Below are 17081 nucleotides of genomic sequence, written 5' to 3'. Positions count from 1 at the left end.
GGAATAAAAGTATTTGTCAGCATACAATCATGTTATCACAAAACCGTTTATTTTTTCATAAAATCATTATTAAATTTGGGCACGTAAAAACTCCCCCGGTTTGACCCGAAGGAGTTTCTACATAGTTTACATTTATTCCTCAGAATTAGCAGCAGCAACCTTATCTTTTCTTGCTTCCACTTCTTTGGCCTGAATATCAGATGGAGCCTGCTCATATCTTGCAAACTCATACTCGAAATCACCAGCTCCTCCAGTCATGGAACGAAGCTGTGTGCAGTAACCGAAGAGTTCCATCATAGGTACCTCTGCCTCGATAACCTGCTTGCCTGTAAGAGAAGGATTCATTCCAAGTACGCGTCCTCTTCTCTTGTTGAGGTCACCCATTACATCACCTGTAAAGCTGTCAGGCACTGTAACCTTAAGAGAAACGATAGGCTCAAGGAGAACTGGAGATGCCTTCATGAAGCCATCCTTGAAGGCTCCTGATGCAGCAACCTTAAATGCCATTTCGGAAGAATCTACTGGGTGATATGATCCGTCGTAAAGAGTAGCCTTAACGCCTACTACAGGGTAAGCAGCAAGAGGGCCTCTAAGAACTGACTCTGCAAGTCCCTTCTCAACAGCAGGGAAATAGTTCTTAGGAACTGCTCCACCTACAACCTCCTGCTCGAAGATGTAAGGTGTTGTATCCTCTCCTGAAGGCTCGAAGCGCATCTTAACGTGTCCATACTGACCATGTCCACCAGTCTGCTTCTTGTACTTGTACTCAACATCAGAGTTCTTACGGATTGTCTCTCTGAATGCAACCTTAGGCTTAGTAAGATCGATAGCTACCTTATAGATATTCTGGAGCTTGCTCTGAACAACCTCAAGGTGCATGTCGCCCATACCATAGAGAAGTGTCTGTCTGTTCTCAGCATCGTTAACAACCTTAAGTGTCTGGTCCTCAGCACAAAGCTTAGCCAGAGACTGAGCGATCTTATCGATATCTCCCTTGTTCTGAGCGTGATATCTCATATATGTGTATGGCTGAGAAATATCCATCTTAGCGTACTGTACAGGAGTAGCCTTGGTTGAAAGAGTATCTCCTGTAGCAATATCAAGCTTCTGAAGAGCACCGAGATCTCCTGCGTGGAGCTCAGGAACTTCTGTAGCCTTGTTGCCCTGAAGAACATAGAGCTTACCAAGCTTAACATCCATATCCTTGCCAGCTACAAACATCTGGTCATCACTCTTAATAACACCAGAGCGAACCTTGATAAGTGAGTACTTACCAATGAATGGATCGATCATGGTCTTGAATACGAATGCTGTCTTAGGCTTTGAGAAATCGAAGTCAGCTTCGAAAATCTCATTTGTATTAGTATTGATACCAGCCATCTTGCGGTTCTCTGGGCTTGGCATGTATTTTACGATATCATCAAGGACTGTGTAGATACCCTGGCAAAGTGTGCTGGATCCCATCTCGATAGGTACAATAGAGCCATCACATACGTTGCTGCGAGCAGCTGCTCTGATCTCAGCCTCTGAGAAAGTATCTCCATTGAAGTATCTGTCCATGAACTCCTCAGAAGTCTCAGCAACTGTCTCAAGAAGAGTATCCTTAAAGAGCTTAAGGTTAGCCTGGTTGTACTCAGGAACAGGGCACTCAACTACCTCTTTTCCTTCCCATCTAAATCCCTTCTCCTGGATAACATTTACATATCCAACAAACTTCTCGTTCTCACGGATAGGAAGATTAAATGGAGCCATCTTCTTGCCGTACTTGTCAGTAAGATCCTGAACTACCTGTCTATATGAAACATCGTCGATATCCATATCGGATACGAAGAACATACGAGGAATCTTATACTTTTCACAAAGGTCCCATGCTCTCTCTGTTCCAACTTCTATTCCAGCCTTACCTGAAACAACGATGATCGCACCATCAGCAACGCTGATCGCCTCTTCTACTTCACCAACAAAATCGAAAAAACCTGGTGTATCAAGCAGGTTGATCTTGTGTCCATCCCACTCAAGAGGAATTGAGGTAGTGCTGATAGAAATGTGCCTCTTCTGCTCCTCTTTATCAAAGTCGCTTAAGGTGTTTCCATCCTCTACCTTGCCCATACGTGACGTAATGCCTGCGAGGTATGCCATTGCTTCGGCAAGGGTAGTCTTTCCAGCTCCACCATGTCCTAGCAGTACTACGTTTCTAATCTTGTCAGTCGTGTAAACGTTCATATCTAGTCCTCCAGTCGCAACTTATTGGGTATTTTTGATAAGACTGACTAGGTCCCCCAAAAATCTCATAACAACATTTTACTAAAAACAATGCACTCACACAAGCTTTTTAGGGCTAATTGCACAAAAATCTGGAAGGTTGTTTTTCGCACATTAAAGTGATATAGTGTTACTAATAATGCTTATTTGGAAGGATTTCCCATGGACAGTTTAACTTATGGCTTTATAGGTCTTGGACTCATTGGCGGTTCAATCGCCAAGGCGATCAAAATCGCTGACAAAGATTCCAGGATCATGGCATATACTCCTCACAGACAGACCGTAGACAAAGCCTTTGAAGAGGGCATCGTGGACCAGCCTCTTTACGAGATTGGCGACGAGTTCAAGGACTGTGATTTTATTTTCCTGTGCGCCCCTGTTGAGCTCAATAACGAGAACCTGCGCACTCTTTTGCCACACCTTAGTGCAAGGACGACTATCACTGATATTGGCAGCGTCAAGTCCAGTATCCACGAGGTGGTAAAAGAGCTTGGACTGGAAACCCAGTTTATTGGCGGACATCCAATGGCTGGAACTGAGCGCATCGGATACAACAACTCAAAACCAGGCATTCTTGAAAATGCCTACTACATAATCACTAAAACAGAGTATTCATCCCAGGAAAGGCTTGATGCCTACACAGAACTTGTAAGGATGATAAAGGCCATTCCTCTGGTGGTTCCATATGAGCAGCACGACTATATCACAGCTGCCATAAGCCACGTTCCACATGTCATCTCCGCTTCCCTTGTTAATCTGGTTAAAAACAGCGACGATGAACAGCAGCTCATGAAGACAATAGCTGCCGGAGGCTTTAAGGACATCACCAGGATCTCTTCCTCTTCACCAATCATGTGGAAGCAGATCTGCATGACCAACTCCTACAACATATCTGAGCTTCTTGGAAACTATATAGACAGCCTTCTTGATATCAAACTGGCCATAGATGAACATGATGAAGACAAGGTGATGGACTTTTTTGACAGCGCAAGGCAGTACAGAGAGTCCTTCATAGACAGCTCTTCTGGTCCTATCAAAAAGGTTTACACTATCCATGTTGAGATTGACGACAGGCCAGGTAACCTTGCCAGGGTTGCGACTCTTTTGTCCGACAACATGATCAACATCAAGAACATCGGAATCATGCACAACAGAGAGTATGAGCGCGGAACCTTGAGGATCGAGTTCCACAGCCAGGATGGTCAGGACAAGGCAAAAGAGCTACTTACCGAGAAGGGCTATACCCTCTACGTCAAATAAATCGCACCAATCGGAGACACAGATTATATGATCGCATTAGAAAAAGCTAAAGGCCCCTTAAAAGGCGATATATTCGTTCCTGGAGATAAATCCATCTCCCACAGGAGCATCATGTTTGGTGCTCTAGCTGAAGGCACCACAGAAGTAACAGGCTTTCTTCAGAGCGCAGACTGCCTCTCAACCATTGACTGTTTTAGAAAGCTTGGAGTTGAGATCGAGCACTCTCTTCGCCCCACCAATGGTGTTCCGACCATTACCGTTCACGGCCGTGGCCTTAGGAACTTTAAAGCCCCTGATTCTACTCTCTATACCGGAAACAGCGGAACCACCACAAGGCTTATGTCAGGTATTCTGGCAGCTCAGCCTTTCAACTCAATGATAACCGGAGATAACTCCATTGAAAAAAGACCAATGAAGCGCATAATGACTCCTCTTTCACAGATGGGAGCAGAAGTCATTTCAGTTATGGGCAATGACTGTGCACCTCTTTCCTTTACAGGAGGCAAGACTCTTCGTGGTATCAACTACAGAAGTCCTGTGGCTTCAGCCCAGGTTAAGTCCTGCGTCATGCTGGCTGGCCTTTATGCTGAGGGAGATACTGTAGTCTATGAGCCTGCTCTTTCAAGAAATCACACAGAGATCATGCTCTCAGCCTTTGGCGCTGATATACACAATGAAGTGGCAAGAGACGGAAGCGCTGCTGCTATCCTCCATCCTGGAATGCCACTTATTGGTCAGAAAGTAAATGTTCCTGGAGACATCTCATCTGCAGCATATTTCATAGCTGCAGCCCTTATTGTTCCAGGTTCAGAGCTTCTCATAAGAAATGTGGGAATAAACAATACAAGGTCTGGAATTCTTGCTGTTCTTCAGCAGATGGGAGCTGATATAACTCTCCTTAACGTTGATGAGACAAGTGAGCCAAAGGCAGATATCCTTGTTAAGTACTCAGAACTCCACGGCGCAGACAACAACCAGTTTGTTATTGGTGGCAAAGTAATCCCTACCATGATAGATGAACTGCCTGTTGTAGCTGTTGTTGCAGCTACCGCCGGCTTTGATACCATTATCAAGGATGCTGCGGAGCTAAGGATCAAGGAGTCCAACAGAATTGATACTGTTGTTGAAGGCCTTACCAAAATGGGATGCGATGTGGAGGCAACAGATGACGGAATGATCATTCATGGTGGCAAGCCTCTTCACGGAGCTGATATAAACTCCCACGCTGATCACCGCCTTGCCATGAGCTTTGCTGTAGCGTCTCTTGTGGCAGATGGAACCACAAGGATCCTTGACGATGAATGCGTAGGTATCTCCTACCCGAGTTTCTTTAAAGATTTCCAGAGTTTACTGTAAAAAAATAAGTGCAGCCTTAAAGGGCTGCACTTTTTATTTGCTTATTCGTTTCTAAACAGGTCTCTTGTATATACCTTATCTACCACGTCTTCAAGATCCTCTGTAAGTCTGTTGGCGATGATGAAATCGCACTCCTTTTTGAACTTATCAAGATCTCTCTCAACTCTTGAATTGAAGAAATCATCGTCCTTGAGTGTAGGCTCGTAAACAACGCACTCAATGCCGCGGGATTTGATCCTCTTCATGATACCCTGGATAGCTGACTGACGGAAGTTGTCAGAACCAGCCTTCATGGTAAGTCTGTAAACTCCCACCTTCTTGGGATGAAGAGCCCAGATCCTGTCTGCGATGAAATCTTTTCTGGTTCTGTTGGCATCTACAATAGCTGTTATGAGGTTGTTTGGCACATCCTCATAGTTTGCAAGAAGCTGCTTGGTATCCTTAGGAAGGCAATATCCGCCATATCCAAAGGATGGATTATTATAGAAGTTACCAATTCTTGGATCAAGGCATACTCCATCAATGATGTTCCTTGTGTTAAGGCCTCTTACCTCAGCGTAGGTATCAAGCTCATTAAAGTATGAAACTCTAAGGGCAAGGAATGTGTTGGCAAAGAGCTTAACACACTCAGCCTCAGTGTAATTCATGAAAAGAACATCGATGTTCTCTTTTATTGCTCCCTGTTTAAGGAGTCCTGCAAACATCTCAGCCTTCTCTTTTGCCTCAGAGCTCTCTACATCAAAGCCTACAATGATCCTTGATGGATAGAGATTGTCATAAAGAGCGTGTCCCTCTCTTAAGAACTCAGGTGAGAACATGATGTGGTCTGTCTCATATTCGTCGCTGATCTCCTCTGTGAATCCTACAGGAATTGTAGATTTGATCACGATGAATGCATCAGGATTCTCTGTTCTTACCTGATCAATAACGCTCTCAACTGATGATGTATCAAAATAGTTTAGCTTCTCGTCGTAGTTAGTTGGTGTTGAAACTATTACAAAATCAGCGTCTTTATAGGCATAGGAAGCATCAAGTGTAGCTTCCAGCCTAAGGGAATCTTTTTTAAGGTACTCCTCTATCTCTTTATCAACGATGGGGGACTTTCTGTTGTTGATCATCTCAACCTTCTCAGGTATAACGTCAACACATACCACATCATTGTACTGGGATAAAAGGATGGAATTGGATAATCCAACGTATCCAGTTCCTACTACTGCTATTTTCATTAATTGTCTCCTGCGAGCTTTGCTTTTTCGTCTTCTACAAGCTCATATACGTCTATTCTCTTTTTTACATCCTCAGGCATTCCGATGAAGGATCCGCCATAACGGAATGTATCTTCAAGCTTATCAGCGCGGACAATCTGAATGAACACTGGAAGTGTTTCCCTTGTCCAGATAGTCAGATTAGCCTCGTAAATATCTCCAATAGTAAGCTGCTTGTCAGTTGTAAAACCAATACCAGCACTGGAACAGTCAGAAATGTGAATATCACAGGATTCTACTGCACTGGTGCCAAGTTCCTTGATAAGGATCTCACCTGTAAGCTCAAGTCTTTTGCTTCTTCTTCTATCTTCCATAATTCACCCCGCTCATTACCTTGAATCATCACTGTATTATCTGGTCTATTGTATCATAACAGCTGGCCAAATCGCCCATTCCCGAAGTAAGCTTGTTCATGTCGTTAATGGCATCGTTATACTGTTCTCCAAGCTTCATAAGCCCTGGACCGCCAGTATATTTCAAGCTGTTATAAGCTTCTGTTGTTCCCTTAAGATGGGTAACAAAAGAATTATAATCTGAAACACAGCCCTTCTTGATATCTACCATTTTTAAAATGATGCTCTGTGTAGCTTCAGGAAATGAAGCAATGTTACTTATCAGTATAGAATCATCCTTGGCAATAAATTTCTGGATCTTATCAAGACCCTCTGCCTGAGCAAGCTTCGATACAACATCTGTGATCTTGGCTAAGTATTTGTCGTTTTCGCTTATACGTTTCTCTTCTGAAAGAGAAGCATCTCCATTTATTTCGCCAAGCTTATTAAAGCTTTGCTGAAGAACTTCAGTACCATCACTTAAGATTTTGTGGATATCTTTTGTAGCTTTTGAGGCTTCCCTGATATCCTCTTTCATCTCCTTGAGATAATCATTTGCGGATTCGTGAGCCTGAAGGATATTTTTATCCTTTTTCGCATCTTTCTTGCGATCCCTGAACCAGGCCACAAACTGCCAGGCGGCAATTAAAAGAGCAGCGGCTCCTACGATAAAGCTCAGTAGATCAAATACGGGTTCTCCAAATAAATGCATAGAATGCACCTCCAGAAAATTATTTGTTTTCTTAATTATACACTAAATATCATTTAAAAAAACAAGCATCTCCGAAGGAAAAGAATCTATAGCGTTCCTTTATCGCTTCCTCATAAGCATTAAGTACATGCTCTCTTCCAGCAAGAGCTGAAACCAGCATTACCAGCGTTGACTCAGGAAGATGGAAGTTGGTGATAAGCTGATCCAATACTTTGAACTTATATCCGGGGTAGATAAAGATCGAAGTATCTCCGCTGCACTCTGTTAGTCTTCCGTTTTCATCAGCAGCACTTTCTATGGTCCTGCAGCTGGTGGTTCCAACACAGATTACCCTGTGGCCATTTTCCTTGGCTTTGTTGATCTTGTCAGCAGCTTCCTGGGTTACCTGATACCACTCAGTGTGCATGTGGTGCTCTTTCACATTGGTAACCTTAACTGGTCTGAAGGTTCCAAGTCCAACGTGAAGTGTCACGAAGGCCATGTCCACGCCTTTTTCCTTTATCTTCTCCAAAAGTTCGTTGGTAAAGTGAAGACCTGCAGTTGGTGCTGCAGCTGAACCTTCAAACTTGGCATATACCGTCTGGTACATGTTCTTGTCCTGAAGCTTATGGGTAATATATGGAGGTAGTGGCATCTCTCCAAGCTTATCAAGAACCTCTTCCCAAATACCGTCATAGTAGAACTTAACAAGGCGATTGCCCTCCTCTACTATGTCCAGGATCTCTGCCTTAAGGATCCCTCCGCCAAAAGATACTCTGGCTCCCGGTCTTAACTTTTTACCAGGCTTAACCAAAGTCTCCCAAACGTCAGCTTCTTTCCTCTTTAAAAGAAGGATCTCAACTGCCGCTCCAGTCTCCTCTTTTTCACCAAGGAGTCTTGCGGGAATAACCTTGGTATTATTTAGAACCAGGCAATCGCCTGGCTCTAAGTAGTTTATTATTTCATTAAACCTGTGGTGCTCTATAGCTCCACTTTCTTTGTCTACTACAAGGAGTCTGCACTCATCTCTTTTCTCCATAGGATCCTGAGCGATGAGCTCCTGTGGCAGATCAAAGTAATAATCAGAAGTACTAAGTCCTATTTCCATGATCACTCGTTTCTAAAATCCATGTTCTGAAGGAAGGATACATATCCTCTCTTAGCTTCATAGAGGTCAGCCTTGCTGATAACTTCCCATGGAGCATGCATGTTCAGAACTGCTACACCAGAATCAATTACGTTCATTCCGTAAAGTGCAAGGATGTAAGCGATAGTTCCGCCGCCACCAACATCTACCTTACCAAGCTCTGATGTATGGTATACGATTCCGTCCTTATCAAATGCCTTTCTGATCTCAGCGATATACTCAGCATTGGCATCGTTAGATCCGCTCTTTCCGCGAGCTCCTGTAAACTTGTTAAATACAAGTCCGCCACCAAGGAATGCAGCATTCTTTTTCTCAAAGCTGCCTGCATAAGAAGGATCAAAAGCAGCACTTACATCTGAAGAAAGCATGCAGGAATTTGCAAGACATCTTCTAAGAGCAAGATCATTAAAGCCTTCCTTAGTCAGGTTCATAAGCTCAGCTACTGCATTTTCAAAGAATCTGCTCTGCATACCAGTTGCTCCTACAGAACCGATTTCCTCCTTGTCAACAAGGATACAGCACGCTGTTCTCTTAAGGTTCTTGGCCTCTAAAATAGCCTTCATTGAAGGGAATGCGCATACTCTGTCATCATGGCCATAGCCAAGGATCATTGACCTGTCAAAACCAGCATCTCTTGCCTTACCAGCAGGTACTATCTCAAGCTCAGCTGAAAGGAAGTCCTCCTCCTCGATTCCGTAAAGGTCGTTGAGGATAGCCATGATTCCGCGCTTAACAGCACCAGAAACCTTGCCACTTGCTGCCTTCTCATCTTTTTCTGCCTTGATAGCATACTGCTCACCTGCTGAAAGCTTTGAGTTTTTCTTTTCTGCCTTCTCTTTTTCATCGCTCTCGATTACGAAAGGTCTGTTACCTACGATAAGGTCAAGGGCCTCTCCCTCGATAACATTAGAAGCCTTCTTGCCAAGCTGATCCTGCGCAAGGTGAATAAGAAGATCTGAGATGAAGAATACCGGATCATCCTCATCCTCACCTACATTAAGCTGAACTGTTGTGCCATCCTTCTTGACAATAACACCGTGAATAGCAAGAGGAATAGTAACGTACTGATACTTCTTGATACCGCCGTAGTAATGTGTGTCAAGGTAAGCAATTCCTGAATCTTCATAGAGAGGATTCTGCTTAACATCAAGACGTGGTGAATCAATGTGTGCACCAAGGATGTTAAGTCCAGCCTCTAAAGGCTCTGATCCCATCTGGAAGATGATGATTGACTTGTTCATCCATACGCTGTAGATCTTGTCGCCCTTCTTAAGCTTGGTCTTGCTGCCAATAAGAGTATTAAGCTCTCTGTATCCAGCAGCCTCTACCTCATTAACGATAGTGTCGATAGCCTCGCGCTCAGTCTTGGAATTATCAAGGAAAGCCTTGTATTCATCTGAGAGCTTCTCAACTGCTTTTAGCTGAGTGGCATTGTATGTTGTCCATGCATTTTTTCTATTCATATTAACTCCTTTCGAGAAAAAATAGTCATTGCTGTTAAAAGCAATGACTATTCTATCACTAGCTACGTTTTCAATCAATCAGCTACGGATTTCAATTCCCATGGTGAATGAAAGCTTCCTGAGCATCTTATCTACAAATCCGCTTATCATCTCATCAGTAAGCTCTTCTTCCTTAGGAGTGAAGGTGATGGTGTATGCCATACTCTTCTTGGTAGGAGGAATTGGAAGTCCCTCGTATACGTCAAAGAGCTTAACATCGGTTACATACTTGCATGAGCTGTAGATCGCATCCTCAACCTCACCGCAGGTAACTGTCTTATCCATGATAAGAGCAAGGTCTCTCTTAACTGTTGCAAACTTGGAAAGTGGCTCAAATACAGGAGTCTTGCCATAGTATTTATCAAGCATTGAAAGATCGATCTCACAGATATAAGCAGGAATTCTCATATCAGTCTCATCCTGGATCTCATATGTGATCTGTCCAAGGTATCCAACCTCTTCACCCTCGCATACAATCTTAGCTGTTCTGTATGGATGTAAGAAAGTCCTTGTTGCTGCCTCATACTTGAAGCTGATATGAAGTGTATCTGCAACATTCTCAGCAAGACCCTTTAATGTGAAGATGTCTTCATCCTCTCCAAAGATACCAATGCAAAGAGTAGCTTTCTCCTCAGGATACTCAGTAAGTGGAAGTGCCTTAGGAACAAATCTGTTTCCAAGTTCAAATAATCTTCCCTCTAAAGTTCCCTTCTTCTGGTTTCTTGCAATAGCGTGGATCATCTGTGCAGCAAGAGTTGTTCTCATAAGTGAGAGGTCCTCATTGATTGGATTAAGGATCCTGATAGCTGTTCTCTCAGGTGCGTCCTCTGCAAAACCAAGAAGATCAAGATCACTTGGTGAGAAGAATGAGTAATGCATACACTCATAAGCACCCTGAGCGCAAAGAGCTCTCTTTATCCTGAGCTCAGTCTTCTGCTTAAGGTTTCTGCCTCCCATTGTTACGCCGCAGTCTTTAAGGAATGTAGGTTTAACATGGTCATATCCATACATACGGATAAGCTCTTCTGCAATATCAGGATAATCTTCCATATCCTCACGGTATGCAGGAATCTTAATAGTGAGCTCATCCCCGTTTATTTCAGGCTCGAAATTGAGATTTGTGAGAATTCTCTTTATCTCATTTTCAGGAACTTCAATTCCAAGAACACCATTTACTCTCTCGATTGAAGCTTTCATTTCCTTCTTTTCAAGGTTGTTTCCAGTATTAACATCTACGTGAGTTTTAGACACCTTACCAGCACCAAGCTGCTCGATAAGATGAAGGGCTCTCTTCATGGCAATAACAGTTGTGTACTCGTAAACACCCTTTGCAAAAGCTGCGGATGAATCAGATGCCTGTCCCAGAGCTCTTGAGCTCTTACGGATGTTGTCACGCATGAACTTGGCAGCTTCGAAGGTAACTGTAGTTGTTGTATCACGGATCTCAGAGTTGAGACCTCCCATGATACCTGCAAGAGCTACTGGCTTAACACCATCGCAGATAACAAGATTGTCTGTTGTAAGCTCAAACTCATTCTCATCGAGAGTTACGATCTTCTCTCCCTGCTTAGCTCTTCTTACTACGATCATATTGCCTTCAAGGAAGTTACCGTCAAAGGCGTGCATTGGCTGACCAAGCTCTCTCATAATATAGTTGGTGATATCAACAATATTATTGATGGCGTTATTGCCTACCATGGCAAGTCTTCTCTTCATCCAGAGAGGGCTTTCGCCAAGTTTTACATCATATACATAGTGTCCGATATATCTTGGGCACAGGTCAGGATCTTCAACAGTTACGCTAAAGCCTTCATTTTCTACATCTGTCTCTGTGTAGGAAAGGTCAATCTCTTTTAATGGCTTATCAAGAGCAGCTGCTACTTCTCTTGCAAGGCCATAAATGCTCTGACAGTCAGGTCTGTTAGCTGTGATCGAAACATCAAAGATCCAGTCATCAAGGCCAAGGAGTGGCTTAACATCGATACCTACTTCTGTATCCTCAGGGAAAACAAGAAGTCCGTTATAACCAGCGCCTGGATACATATCCTCAGATACACCAAGCTCAACACCTGAGCAGAGCATACCCTCTGAATCGTAGCCGCGAAGCTTGCCCTTCTTGATGGTTGCAACACCAATAACTGTCACATGGTCTCTCTCAGTTTCAATAACTGTAGCGCCAACAAGAGCCAGAGGATATTTGCCTCCTGCCTTAACGTTGTCTGCGCCGCAGCATACCTGGAATGTACCATGCTCACCTGCATTAACAGTACATACATGAAGATGTGTCTCTGGAATAGGTTCACAGGTCTCTACCTGTCCAACTACAACATTAGAAATGTCTTTTCCCACTTCCCAGCACTCTTCAACCTCAAACCCGCAGTCAAAGAGCTTTTTCTCAAGTTCCTTGGGTTCAATATCTATATCAACAAAATCTTTAAGCCAACTTAAAGGTACTAACATTTCGGTTTCCTCCTAAATTTACTCGTAATGATCGATCTGCTTAAGAACATCTAAATCTGATTCAAACAAAAGCTTGATGTTATTGATGCCGTATTTGAGCATTGCTGTACGCTCAATACCGATACCAAATGCAAATCCGCTGTATTCATTTGAATCTATTCCGCAGTTCTCCAAAACCTTTTTGTTAACAACACCAGCACCGAGTACCTCGATCCAGCCTGTACCTTTACAGAGGCTGCAGCCCTTTCCTCCACATGCGAAGCAGCTGCAGTCAACTTCTACAGAAGGCTCTGTGAATGGGAAGTATGAAGGACGAAGCCTTGTTGTGGTTCCCTCACCATAAATCTTCTGAACAAAGAGCTCTAAAGCACCCTTAAGGTCGCACAGAGAAACCTTCTTATCTACTACAAGGCCCTCCATCTGTGAGAACATAGGCGAATGAGTTGCATCATCATCTGAACGGAAAACCTTACCAGGTGATAAGATCTTGATAGGTGGCTTCTTGTTCTCCATTACGTGGATCTGACCTGATGAAGTCTGAGTTCTAAGAAGGAACTCAGGGCTGAGGTAGAATGTATCCTGCATATCTCTTGCAGGGTGATCCTTAGGAGTATTAAGAGCAGTAAAATTGTAATAGTCATTCTCAATTTCTGTGCCCTCGTAGATCTCAAAGCCCATTCCGGCGAAAATGTCTATAAGAGTCTCTCTCATCTGTGTTACAGGATGAAGATTGCCCTGATAACGCATCTTGGCAGGCATGGTTACATCCTGCTTCTCTTTTTCATATCTTGCCTTGAGCTCTTTCTCTTTCATCTTCCTGTCCAGTTCTTCAAACTGCTCAAGAGCCCATGCCTTAAGTTCATTTACATTTTTACCGTATTCTGCACGATCCTCTGCGGCAATATTCTTCATCTCCTTCATAAGAGCTGAGATCTTGCCGGTCTTGTTGTCCAAAAAGCTCTTTCTAAGCTCATAAACAAGCTTAGAGCTGTCAAGCTTTTCAGAATTTTCTCTGATTTCTTCACGGATCGCTTCAATCTGCTGACGTAATGCGCTGTTTTCCAAAATTCCTTCCTCCTGGTTCTTTTAATAATAGAAAATCCCTTGTGTAGCACAAAACTACACAAGGGACGAATTAACCGCGGTACCACCCTTATTCCCGGCCATAATAGCCGAACACTCATTTTAAAAGTATGCTCCAGTGCGAAATTTCCGCTTATAGCCTGATCTTATGGAGCTTCCAGCCCATGACTCCAATTCTCTAATTAAATCTTAAGCAGCCTATAGCATCTTAAGGACAAGCCTTACACCTTCAATGCATGTATATAATTACTTTTACTAATTGTATTTACCGGTAGCTCTTTTGTCAACCAAAAATAAGTCCCTTGATACATATCTCAATGCCTATGGCAATGAGAACAATTCCGCCGATGATCTTGGCACTTCCGGCAAATTTAGTTCCGAATCTGGTTCCAGTCATAAGACCGATAAAGCAGGTAATGTGAGTCACTATTCCGATGATAAGGCAGCTTACAAAAACCATTAAAGCGCTGTAACCTTCTATGGTAAATCCTACTGACAGCGCATCGATTGATGTTGCAACGCCCTGAAGAAGAAGCATCCTTGTGGTGATCCTGCCCTTTGAAACCGCTTCTTTTACATCACAGTCACCATTTGGGCAATTTTCGCAGTTCCCGTTGTTCTTGCACTTTCTGGACTTAATGCCTTCAAGTGCCATCTTTCCTCCGATATATCCAAGAAGAATGAGGGATATGAATGGAATGAATCTGCTAAAACCATTGAAAAAAGATACCGCAAAATGAACCAGAATGTATCCGATTATTGGCATAACAAACTGGAACACTGCGTATATTCCAGATATATATACCATGCGCTTTTTCTTCATGTCGGGCTCAGCAAAGCCGTTGGCCAGGGACACAGAAAAAGCATCCATAGCAAGACCAAATCCAAGCAGTATGCTATTAAAAATAAGTAAAAAGTCCATTCCATAAACCTTTCATCAGTTAATAAATACTAGTTATTATAATAAAAATCTTTTACCTTCTGTCAATAAATGTTATTATAAACATGTTGTAATTTGGGAAAAGAGAGGATTTTTGTTAAATGAATTACGTATTAAGCTGCTGTTCTACTGCAGATCTTACTGCAGAGCACTTTAAAGAAAGAGATATCAACTATATTTGTTTTCACTTTACCATCGACGGAAAAGATTACCCTGATGACCTTGGAGTTTCATATCCATTTGAGAAATTCTACGCTGATATGGCCAAAGGTGCTATGACCAAGACGTCACAGGTCAGCGTCGGTGAATACATCGCATACTTTGAAGAATTCTTAAAGGATGGAAAAGACGTCCTTCACCTTACACTTAGTTCTGGTATTTCTGGAACCCTTAACTCTGCTACCATCGCAAGAGATCAGCTTCTTGAAAAATATCCGGACAGAAAGCTCTACGTTGTAGATTCCCTTGCTGCTTCTGCCGGCTATGGTCTTCTTATGAACAAGCTTGCAGACCTTCGCGATGAGGGCATGGGAATTGACGACCTCTATGCATGGGTTATCGAGCACAGACTCGAGTGTCAGCACTGGTTCTTTGTAACAGACCTCACTTACCTCATCAGAGGTGGACGTGTTTCCAAAGCAGCTGGTATCATCGGCGGAGCATTAAATATCTGCCCACTTCTTAACGTAGACTACCAGGGAAGACTTATCAACAGAGCCAAGCACCGTGGTCTTAATGCAGTCATCAAGGCACAGGTTGCCAAGATGGAGGAACTCGCAGCGGGTGGTCTTGACTACGATGGAGACTGCTACATTTCAAACTCTGACTGTTATGATAAGGCAAAAGCTGTTGCAGACTTGATCGAGTCCAAATTCCCTAAGCTCAAGGGCAGGGTAAAGATCGTAAGCATCGGAACTACAATCGGAAGTCACACAGGTCCAGGAACCGTGGCACTGTTCTTCTGGGGTTCAAAGAGAATCGACTGATAAAAAATTAAAGCATCCGCATTTAAACTGCGGATGCTTCTTTTTTAATTATATGAGCCCTTCTCGAGCCTCTTTTCAAAATCTTCCATCGGCATTGGATTGTCATACAAAAATCCCTGTACAACATTACAACCCACGCTCTGAAGGAGCTTAGTCTGATCCGGTCTCTCAACACCTTCTGAGACAACACTTATTCCAAGTTCATTGGCCATAGCAACAATGCTCTTTAACACTATCTCATCGCTCTTGTTGAGCTCCTCGTTATTGATAAAGGATCTGTCAATCTTAATAACTGAAACAGGGAAATCTCTCAGTGTAGAAAGAGATGAATAGCCTGTTCCAAAATCATCTATAGCTGTAGCAATGCTCGCCTCCTTGAGATTTGAAAGGAAGCTTGTCATAAGCACCCTCTCACCCTCGCTTGCGGTCTCAGTAACCTCGATCTCAATGAGGTTTCTGTCTATGCCATAGCTGTCTATTATATCCATTATCTCTTTTGCAAGATTCTTGTACTCAAGGTCCTTGCGGGAGAAGTTGACTGAAACCTGAACGGGTTCTATACCCTTATCCATCCATGATCTTATGAATTCACAGGTCTTTTTAAGGATGTACAGATCAAGATGTACAACCATTCCTTCCCTCTCGAGGATAGGAACAAACTCTGTGGGATAAAGAACCAGACCATTACAGAACCATCTGGCAAGAGATTCTGCTCCCACTATCTTACCGGTAACTGTATCAACCTTGGGCTGAAGATAGATTCTGAACTCATCGCCACTTAAAGCCTCTTCAAATCTGTCTTCTATCTGCTTTTGTCTGTATATTCTGGTACTCATAGCCTTATTTACAAATACATAAGGCTTATTGGCTATATTCTTGGCGTAGTTGCATGCCATTGAAGCTCTGGATATTGCCTGTCCAGGGTTCTTCATGGATTCATCAATAGCATAAACTCCAGCTACAGCCGAAATATTGAACTCGTCTTTTTTGTCATTCTTCATTCCATAAACAGGCACAGCAGAAATGAACTTCAGGAATTTCTTGGTTCTGTCCTTTTTGATAAGAGCAGTATAATTGTCTCCACCAAAGTGTGAGATGATCTCATCATCCTCTGCAAAATTCTTGATGGTGTTGGCATATCTCTTCATGATCTCATCGCCTTCAGGACCACCATAGCGCCTGCTGATAAGGCCAAAGCTCTTTAAGTTGAAGCAGATGGAATCATATTTCATGATCTCACCGCTCTCAAACTTCTGTGTGACAAAAGAGATAAATCCGCCGGAATTGGGAAGACCAGTAAGGTACTGAGTCATAGCACTGGTCTTAACCACATTCAGCAAAAGAAATCTCTCCATGTGGAAAGACAATACATCGATAATAATGGAAAAAAACTTGTACTCTTCATCATTCCATCTCTTGTCATCCTGGAGATACACGTGGTACATGATAACCCTGTCACCGGACATATTGCTCTTAAATACATAAGATGGCTTGCCTTCTGTAATTACAGGTCCGCACAGTGGAATGATCTTTGGAGGCTCTGATGCCTTATCTGAACCAGGTCTGAAAGTGACTATAGAGAAAATTGAGCGCACAAAAAACTCCTTGGAAAGATCTGCCAGCGCACTGGGAGAAATCTCAGGAGTTACCTCTTCTTCAGACAGTATTTGAACAAAGTTTTCAAAGCTTCTATCAAAAGTCATGGCGCCCTCAAAATGTTTAGAGTAATTTTATTTTATAAAATATTTATCATTTTTTCAATCATAAAAAGGGGCATGAAAAAAGCTGCGTGAAAAC

Annotated in this window: 13 protein-coding genes; 3 read left to right on the top strand and 10 right to left on the bottom strand. The window is 42.9% G+C overall.

The annotated features are described in order from the left end of the window. Positions 1-132: 132 nt before the first annotated feature. The gene (locus tag D6855_RS02425; protein ID WP_120737653.1) at positions 133-2223 is read right to left on the bottom strand and encodes an elongation factor G; all 2091 of its coding nucleotides are present in this window, start codon (positions 2221-2223) and stop codon (positions 133-135) included. Positions 2224-2424: 201 nt separating this feature from the next. Here D6855_RS02425 and D6855_RS02420 point away from each other — a divergent pair, with 201 nt between their 5' ends. Next, positions 2425-3522 (top strand): prephenate dehydrogenase/arogenate dehydrogenase family protein, encoded by a 1098-nt coding sequence (locus D6855_RS02420; RefSeq protein ID WP_120737651.1) that lies wholly within the window; start codon positions 2425-2427, stop codon positions 3520-3522. Positions 3523-3549: 27 nt separating this feature from the next. After that, entirely contained in the window at positions 3550-4878 is a 1329-nt protein-coding gene (aroA, locus tag D6855_RS02415) for a 3-phosphoshikimate 1-carboxyvinyltransferase (protein WP_120737649.1), read from the top strand. Positions 4879-4919: 41 nt separating this feature from the next. Here aroA and D6855_RS02410 read toward each other — a convergent pair whose 3' ends face one another. The 8 genes from D6855_RS02410 to D6855_RS02375 form a co-directional block, all read right to left on the bottom strand. Next, complete coding sequence (locus D6855_RS02410) at positions 4920-6104, bottom strand: nucleotide sugar dehydrogenase (RefSeq protein WP_120737647.1); 1185 nt, start codon at positions 6102-6104, stop codon at positions 4920-4922. Beyond that, positions 6104-6457: a PilZ domain-containing protein gene (locus tag D6855_RS02405; RefSeq protein ID WP_120737646.1), complete on the bottom strand. Its 354-nt coding sequence runs from the start codon at positions 6455-6457 to the stop codon at positions 6104-6106. Before D6855_RS02405 ends, D6855_RS02410 begins: the two co-directional genes overlap by 1 nt. A 28-nt stretch (positions 6458-6485) precedes the next feature. Beyond that, positions 6486-7187 (bottom strand): hypothetical protein, encoded by a 702-nt coding sequence (locus D6855_RS02400; protein WP_120737644.1) that lies wholly within the window; start codon positions 7185-7187, stop codon positions 6486-6488. A 49-nt stretch (positions 7188-7236) separates the two neighbouring features. Then, on the bottom strand, positions 7237-8274 hold the full coding sequence (queA, locus tag D6855_RS02395) for a tRNA preQ1(34) S-adenosylmethionine ribosyltransferase-isomerase QueA (protein ID WP_120737642.1): 1038 nt from the start codon (positions 8272-8274) through the stop codon (positions 7237-7239). 2 nt (positions 8275-8276) lie between these two features. Further along, positions 8277-9776 (bottom strand): aminopeptidase, encoded by a 1500-nt coding sequence (locus D6855_RS02390; RefSeq protein ID WP_120737640.1) that lies wholly within the window; start codon positions 9774-9776, stop codon positions 8277-8279. 78 nt (positions 9777-9854) lie between these two features. Further along, complete coding sequence (gene pheT / locus D6855_RS02385) at positions 9855-12275, bottom strand: phenylalanine--tRNA ligase subunit beta (RefSeq protein WP_120737638.1); 2421 nt, start codon at positions 12273-12275, stop codon at positions 9855-9857. Positions 12276-12293: 18 nt separating this feature from the next. Then, the gene (pheS, locus tag D6855_RS02380; RefSeq protein ID WP_120737636.1) at positions 12294-13340 is read right to left on the bottom strand and encodes a phenylalanine--tRNA ligase subunit alpha; all 1047 of its coding nucleotides are present in this window, start codon (positions 13338-13340) and stop codon (positions 12294-12296) included. A 301-nt stretch (positions 13341-13641) separates the two neighbouring features. Next, positions 13642-14280, bottom strand: a complete 639-nt coding sequence (locus tag D6855_RS02375; protein WP_120737634.1) for a manganese efflux pump MntP — start codon at positions 14278-14280, stop codon at positions 13642-13644. A gap of 119 nt (positions 14281-14399) precedes the next feature. On the opposite strand from D6855_RS02375, the gene D6855_RS02370 reads away from it, so the two are divergent. Next, positions 14400-15284, top strand: coding sequence for a DegV family protein (locus tag D6855_RS02370; RefSeq protein WP_120737632.1), 885 nt, complete (start codon positions 14400-14402; stop codon positions 15282-15284). A gap of 44 nt (positions 15285-15328) precedes the next feature. Here the strand turns inward: D6855_RS02370 and D6855_RS02365 are convergent, their stop codons facing one another. Further along, positions 15329-16987 carry a GGDEF domain-containing phosphodiesterase gene (locus D6855_RS02365; protein WP_120737630.1) on the bottom strand — a complete coding sequence of 553 codons (1659 nt, stop codon included), beginning with the start codon at positions 16985-16987 and terminating at the stop codon, positions 15329-15331. Between the last annotated feature and the right edge of the window lie 94 nt (positions 16988-17081).

Source organism: Butyrivibrio sp. CB08 (assembly GCF_003625485.1).
Lineage (GTDB): Bacteria > Bacillota > Clostridia > Lachnospirales > Lachnospiraceae > Butyrivibrio.
Note: the sequence above shows the minus strand (reverse complement) of the source record. Positions and strands in the feature narration are given on the sequence as shown.

Excerpts from the sequence above, each read along its gene's own strand:
- D6855_RS02390 (WP_120737640.1), bottom strand. The coding sequence starts at position 9,776 with ATGAATAGAAAAAATGCATGGACAACATACAATGCCACTCAGCTAAAA.
- queA (WP_120737642.1), bottom strand. The coding sequence starts at position 8,274 with ATGGAAATAGGACTTAGTACTTCTGATTATTACTTTGATCTGCCACAG.
- D6855_RS02425 (WP_120737653.1), bottom strand. The coding sequence starts at position 2,223 with ATGAACGTTTACACGACTGACAAGATTAGAAACGTAGTACTGCTAGGA.
- D6855_RS02370 (WP_120737632.1), top strand. The coding sequence starts at position 14,400 with ATGAATTACGTATTAAGCTGCTGTTCTACTGCAGATCTTACTGCAGAG.
- aroA (WP_120737649.1), top strand. The coding sequence starts at position 3,550 with ATGATCGCATTAGAAAAAGCTAAAGGCCCCTTAAAAGGCGATATATTC.
- D6855_RS02410 (WP_120737647.1), bottom strand. The coding sequence starts at position 6,104 with ATGAAAATAGCAGTAGTAGGAACTGGATACGTTGGATTATCCAATTCC.
- D6855_RS02400 (WP_120737644.1), bottom strand. The coding sequence starts at position 7,187 with ATGCATTTATTTGGAGAACCCGTATTTGATCTACTGAGCTTTATCGTA.
- D6855_RS02420 (WP_120737651.1), top strand. The coding sequence starts at position 2,425 with ATGGACAGTTTAACTTATGGCTTTATAGGTCTTGGACTCATTGGCGGT.
- pheT (WP_120737638.1), bottom strand. The coding sequence starts at position 12,275 with ATGTTAGTACCTTTAAGTTGGCTTAAAGATTTTGTTGATATAGATATT.
- D6855_RS02405 (WP_120737646.1), bottom strand. The coding sequence starts at position 6,457 with ATGGAAGATAGAAGAAGAAGCAAAAGACTTGAGCTTACAGGTGAGATC.
- D6855_RS02365 (WP_120737630.1), bottom strand. The coding sequence starts at position 16,987 with ATGACTTTTGATAGAAGCTTTGAAAACTTTGTTCAAATACTGTCTGAA.
- D6855_RS02375 (WP_120737634.1), bottom strand. The coding sequence starts at position 14,280 with ATGGACTTTTTACTTATTTTTAATAGCATACTGCTTGGATTTGGTCTT.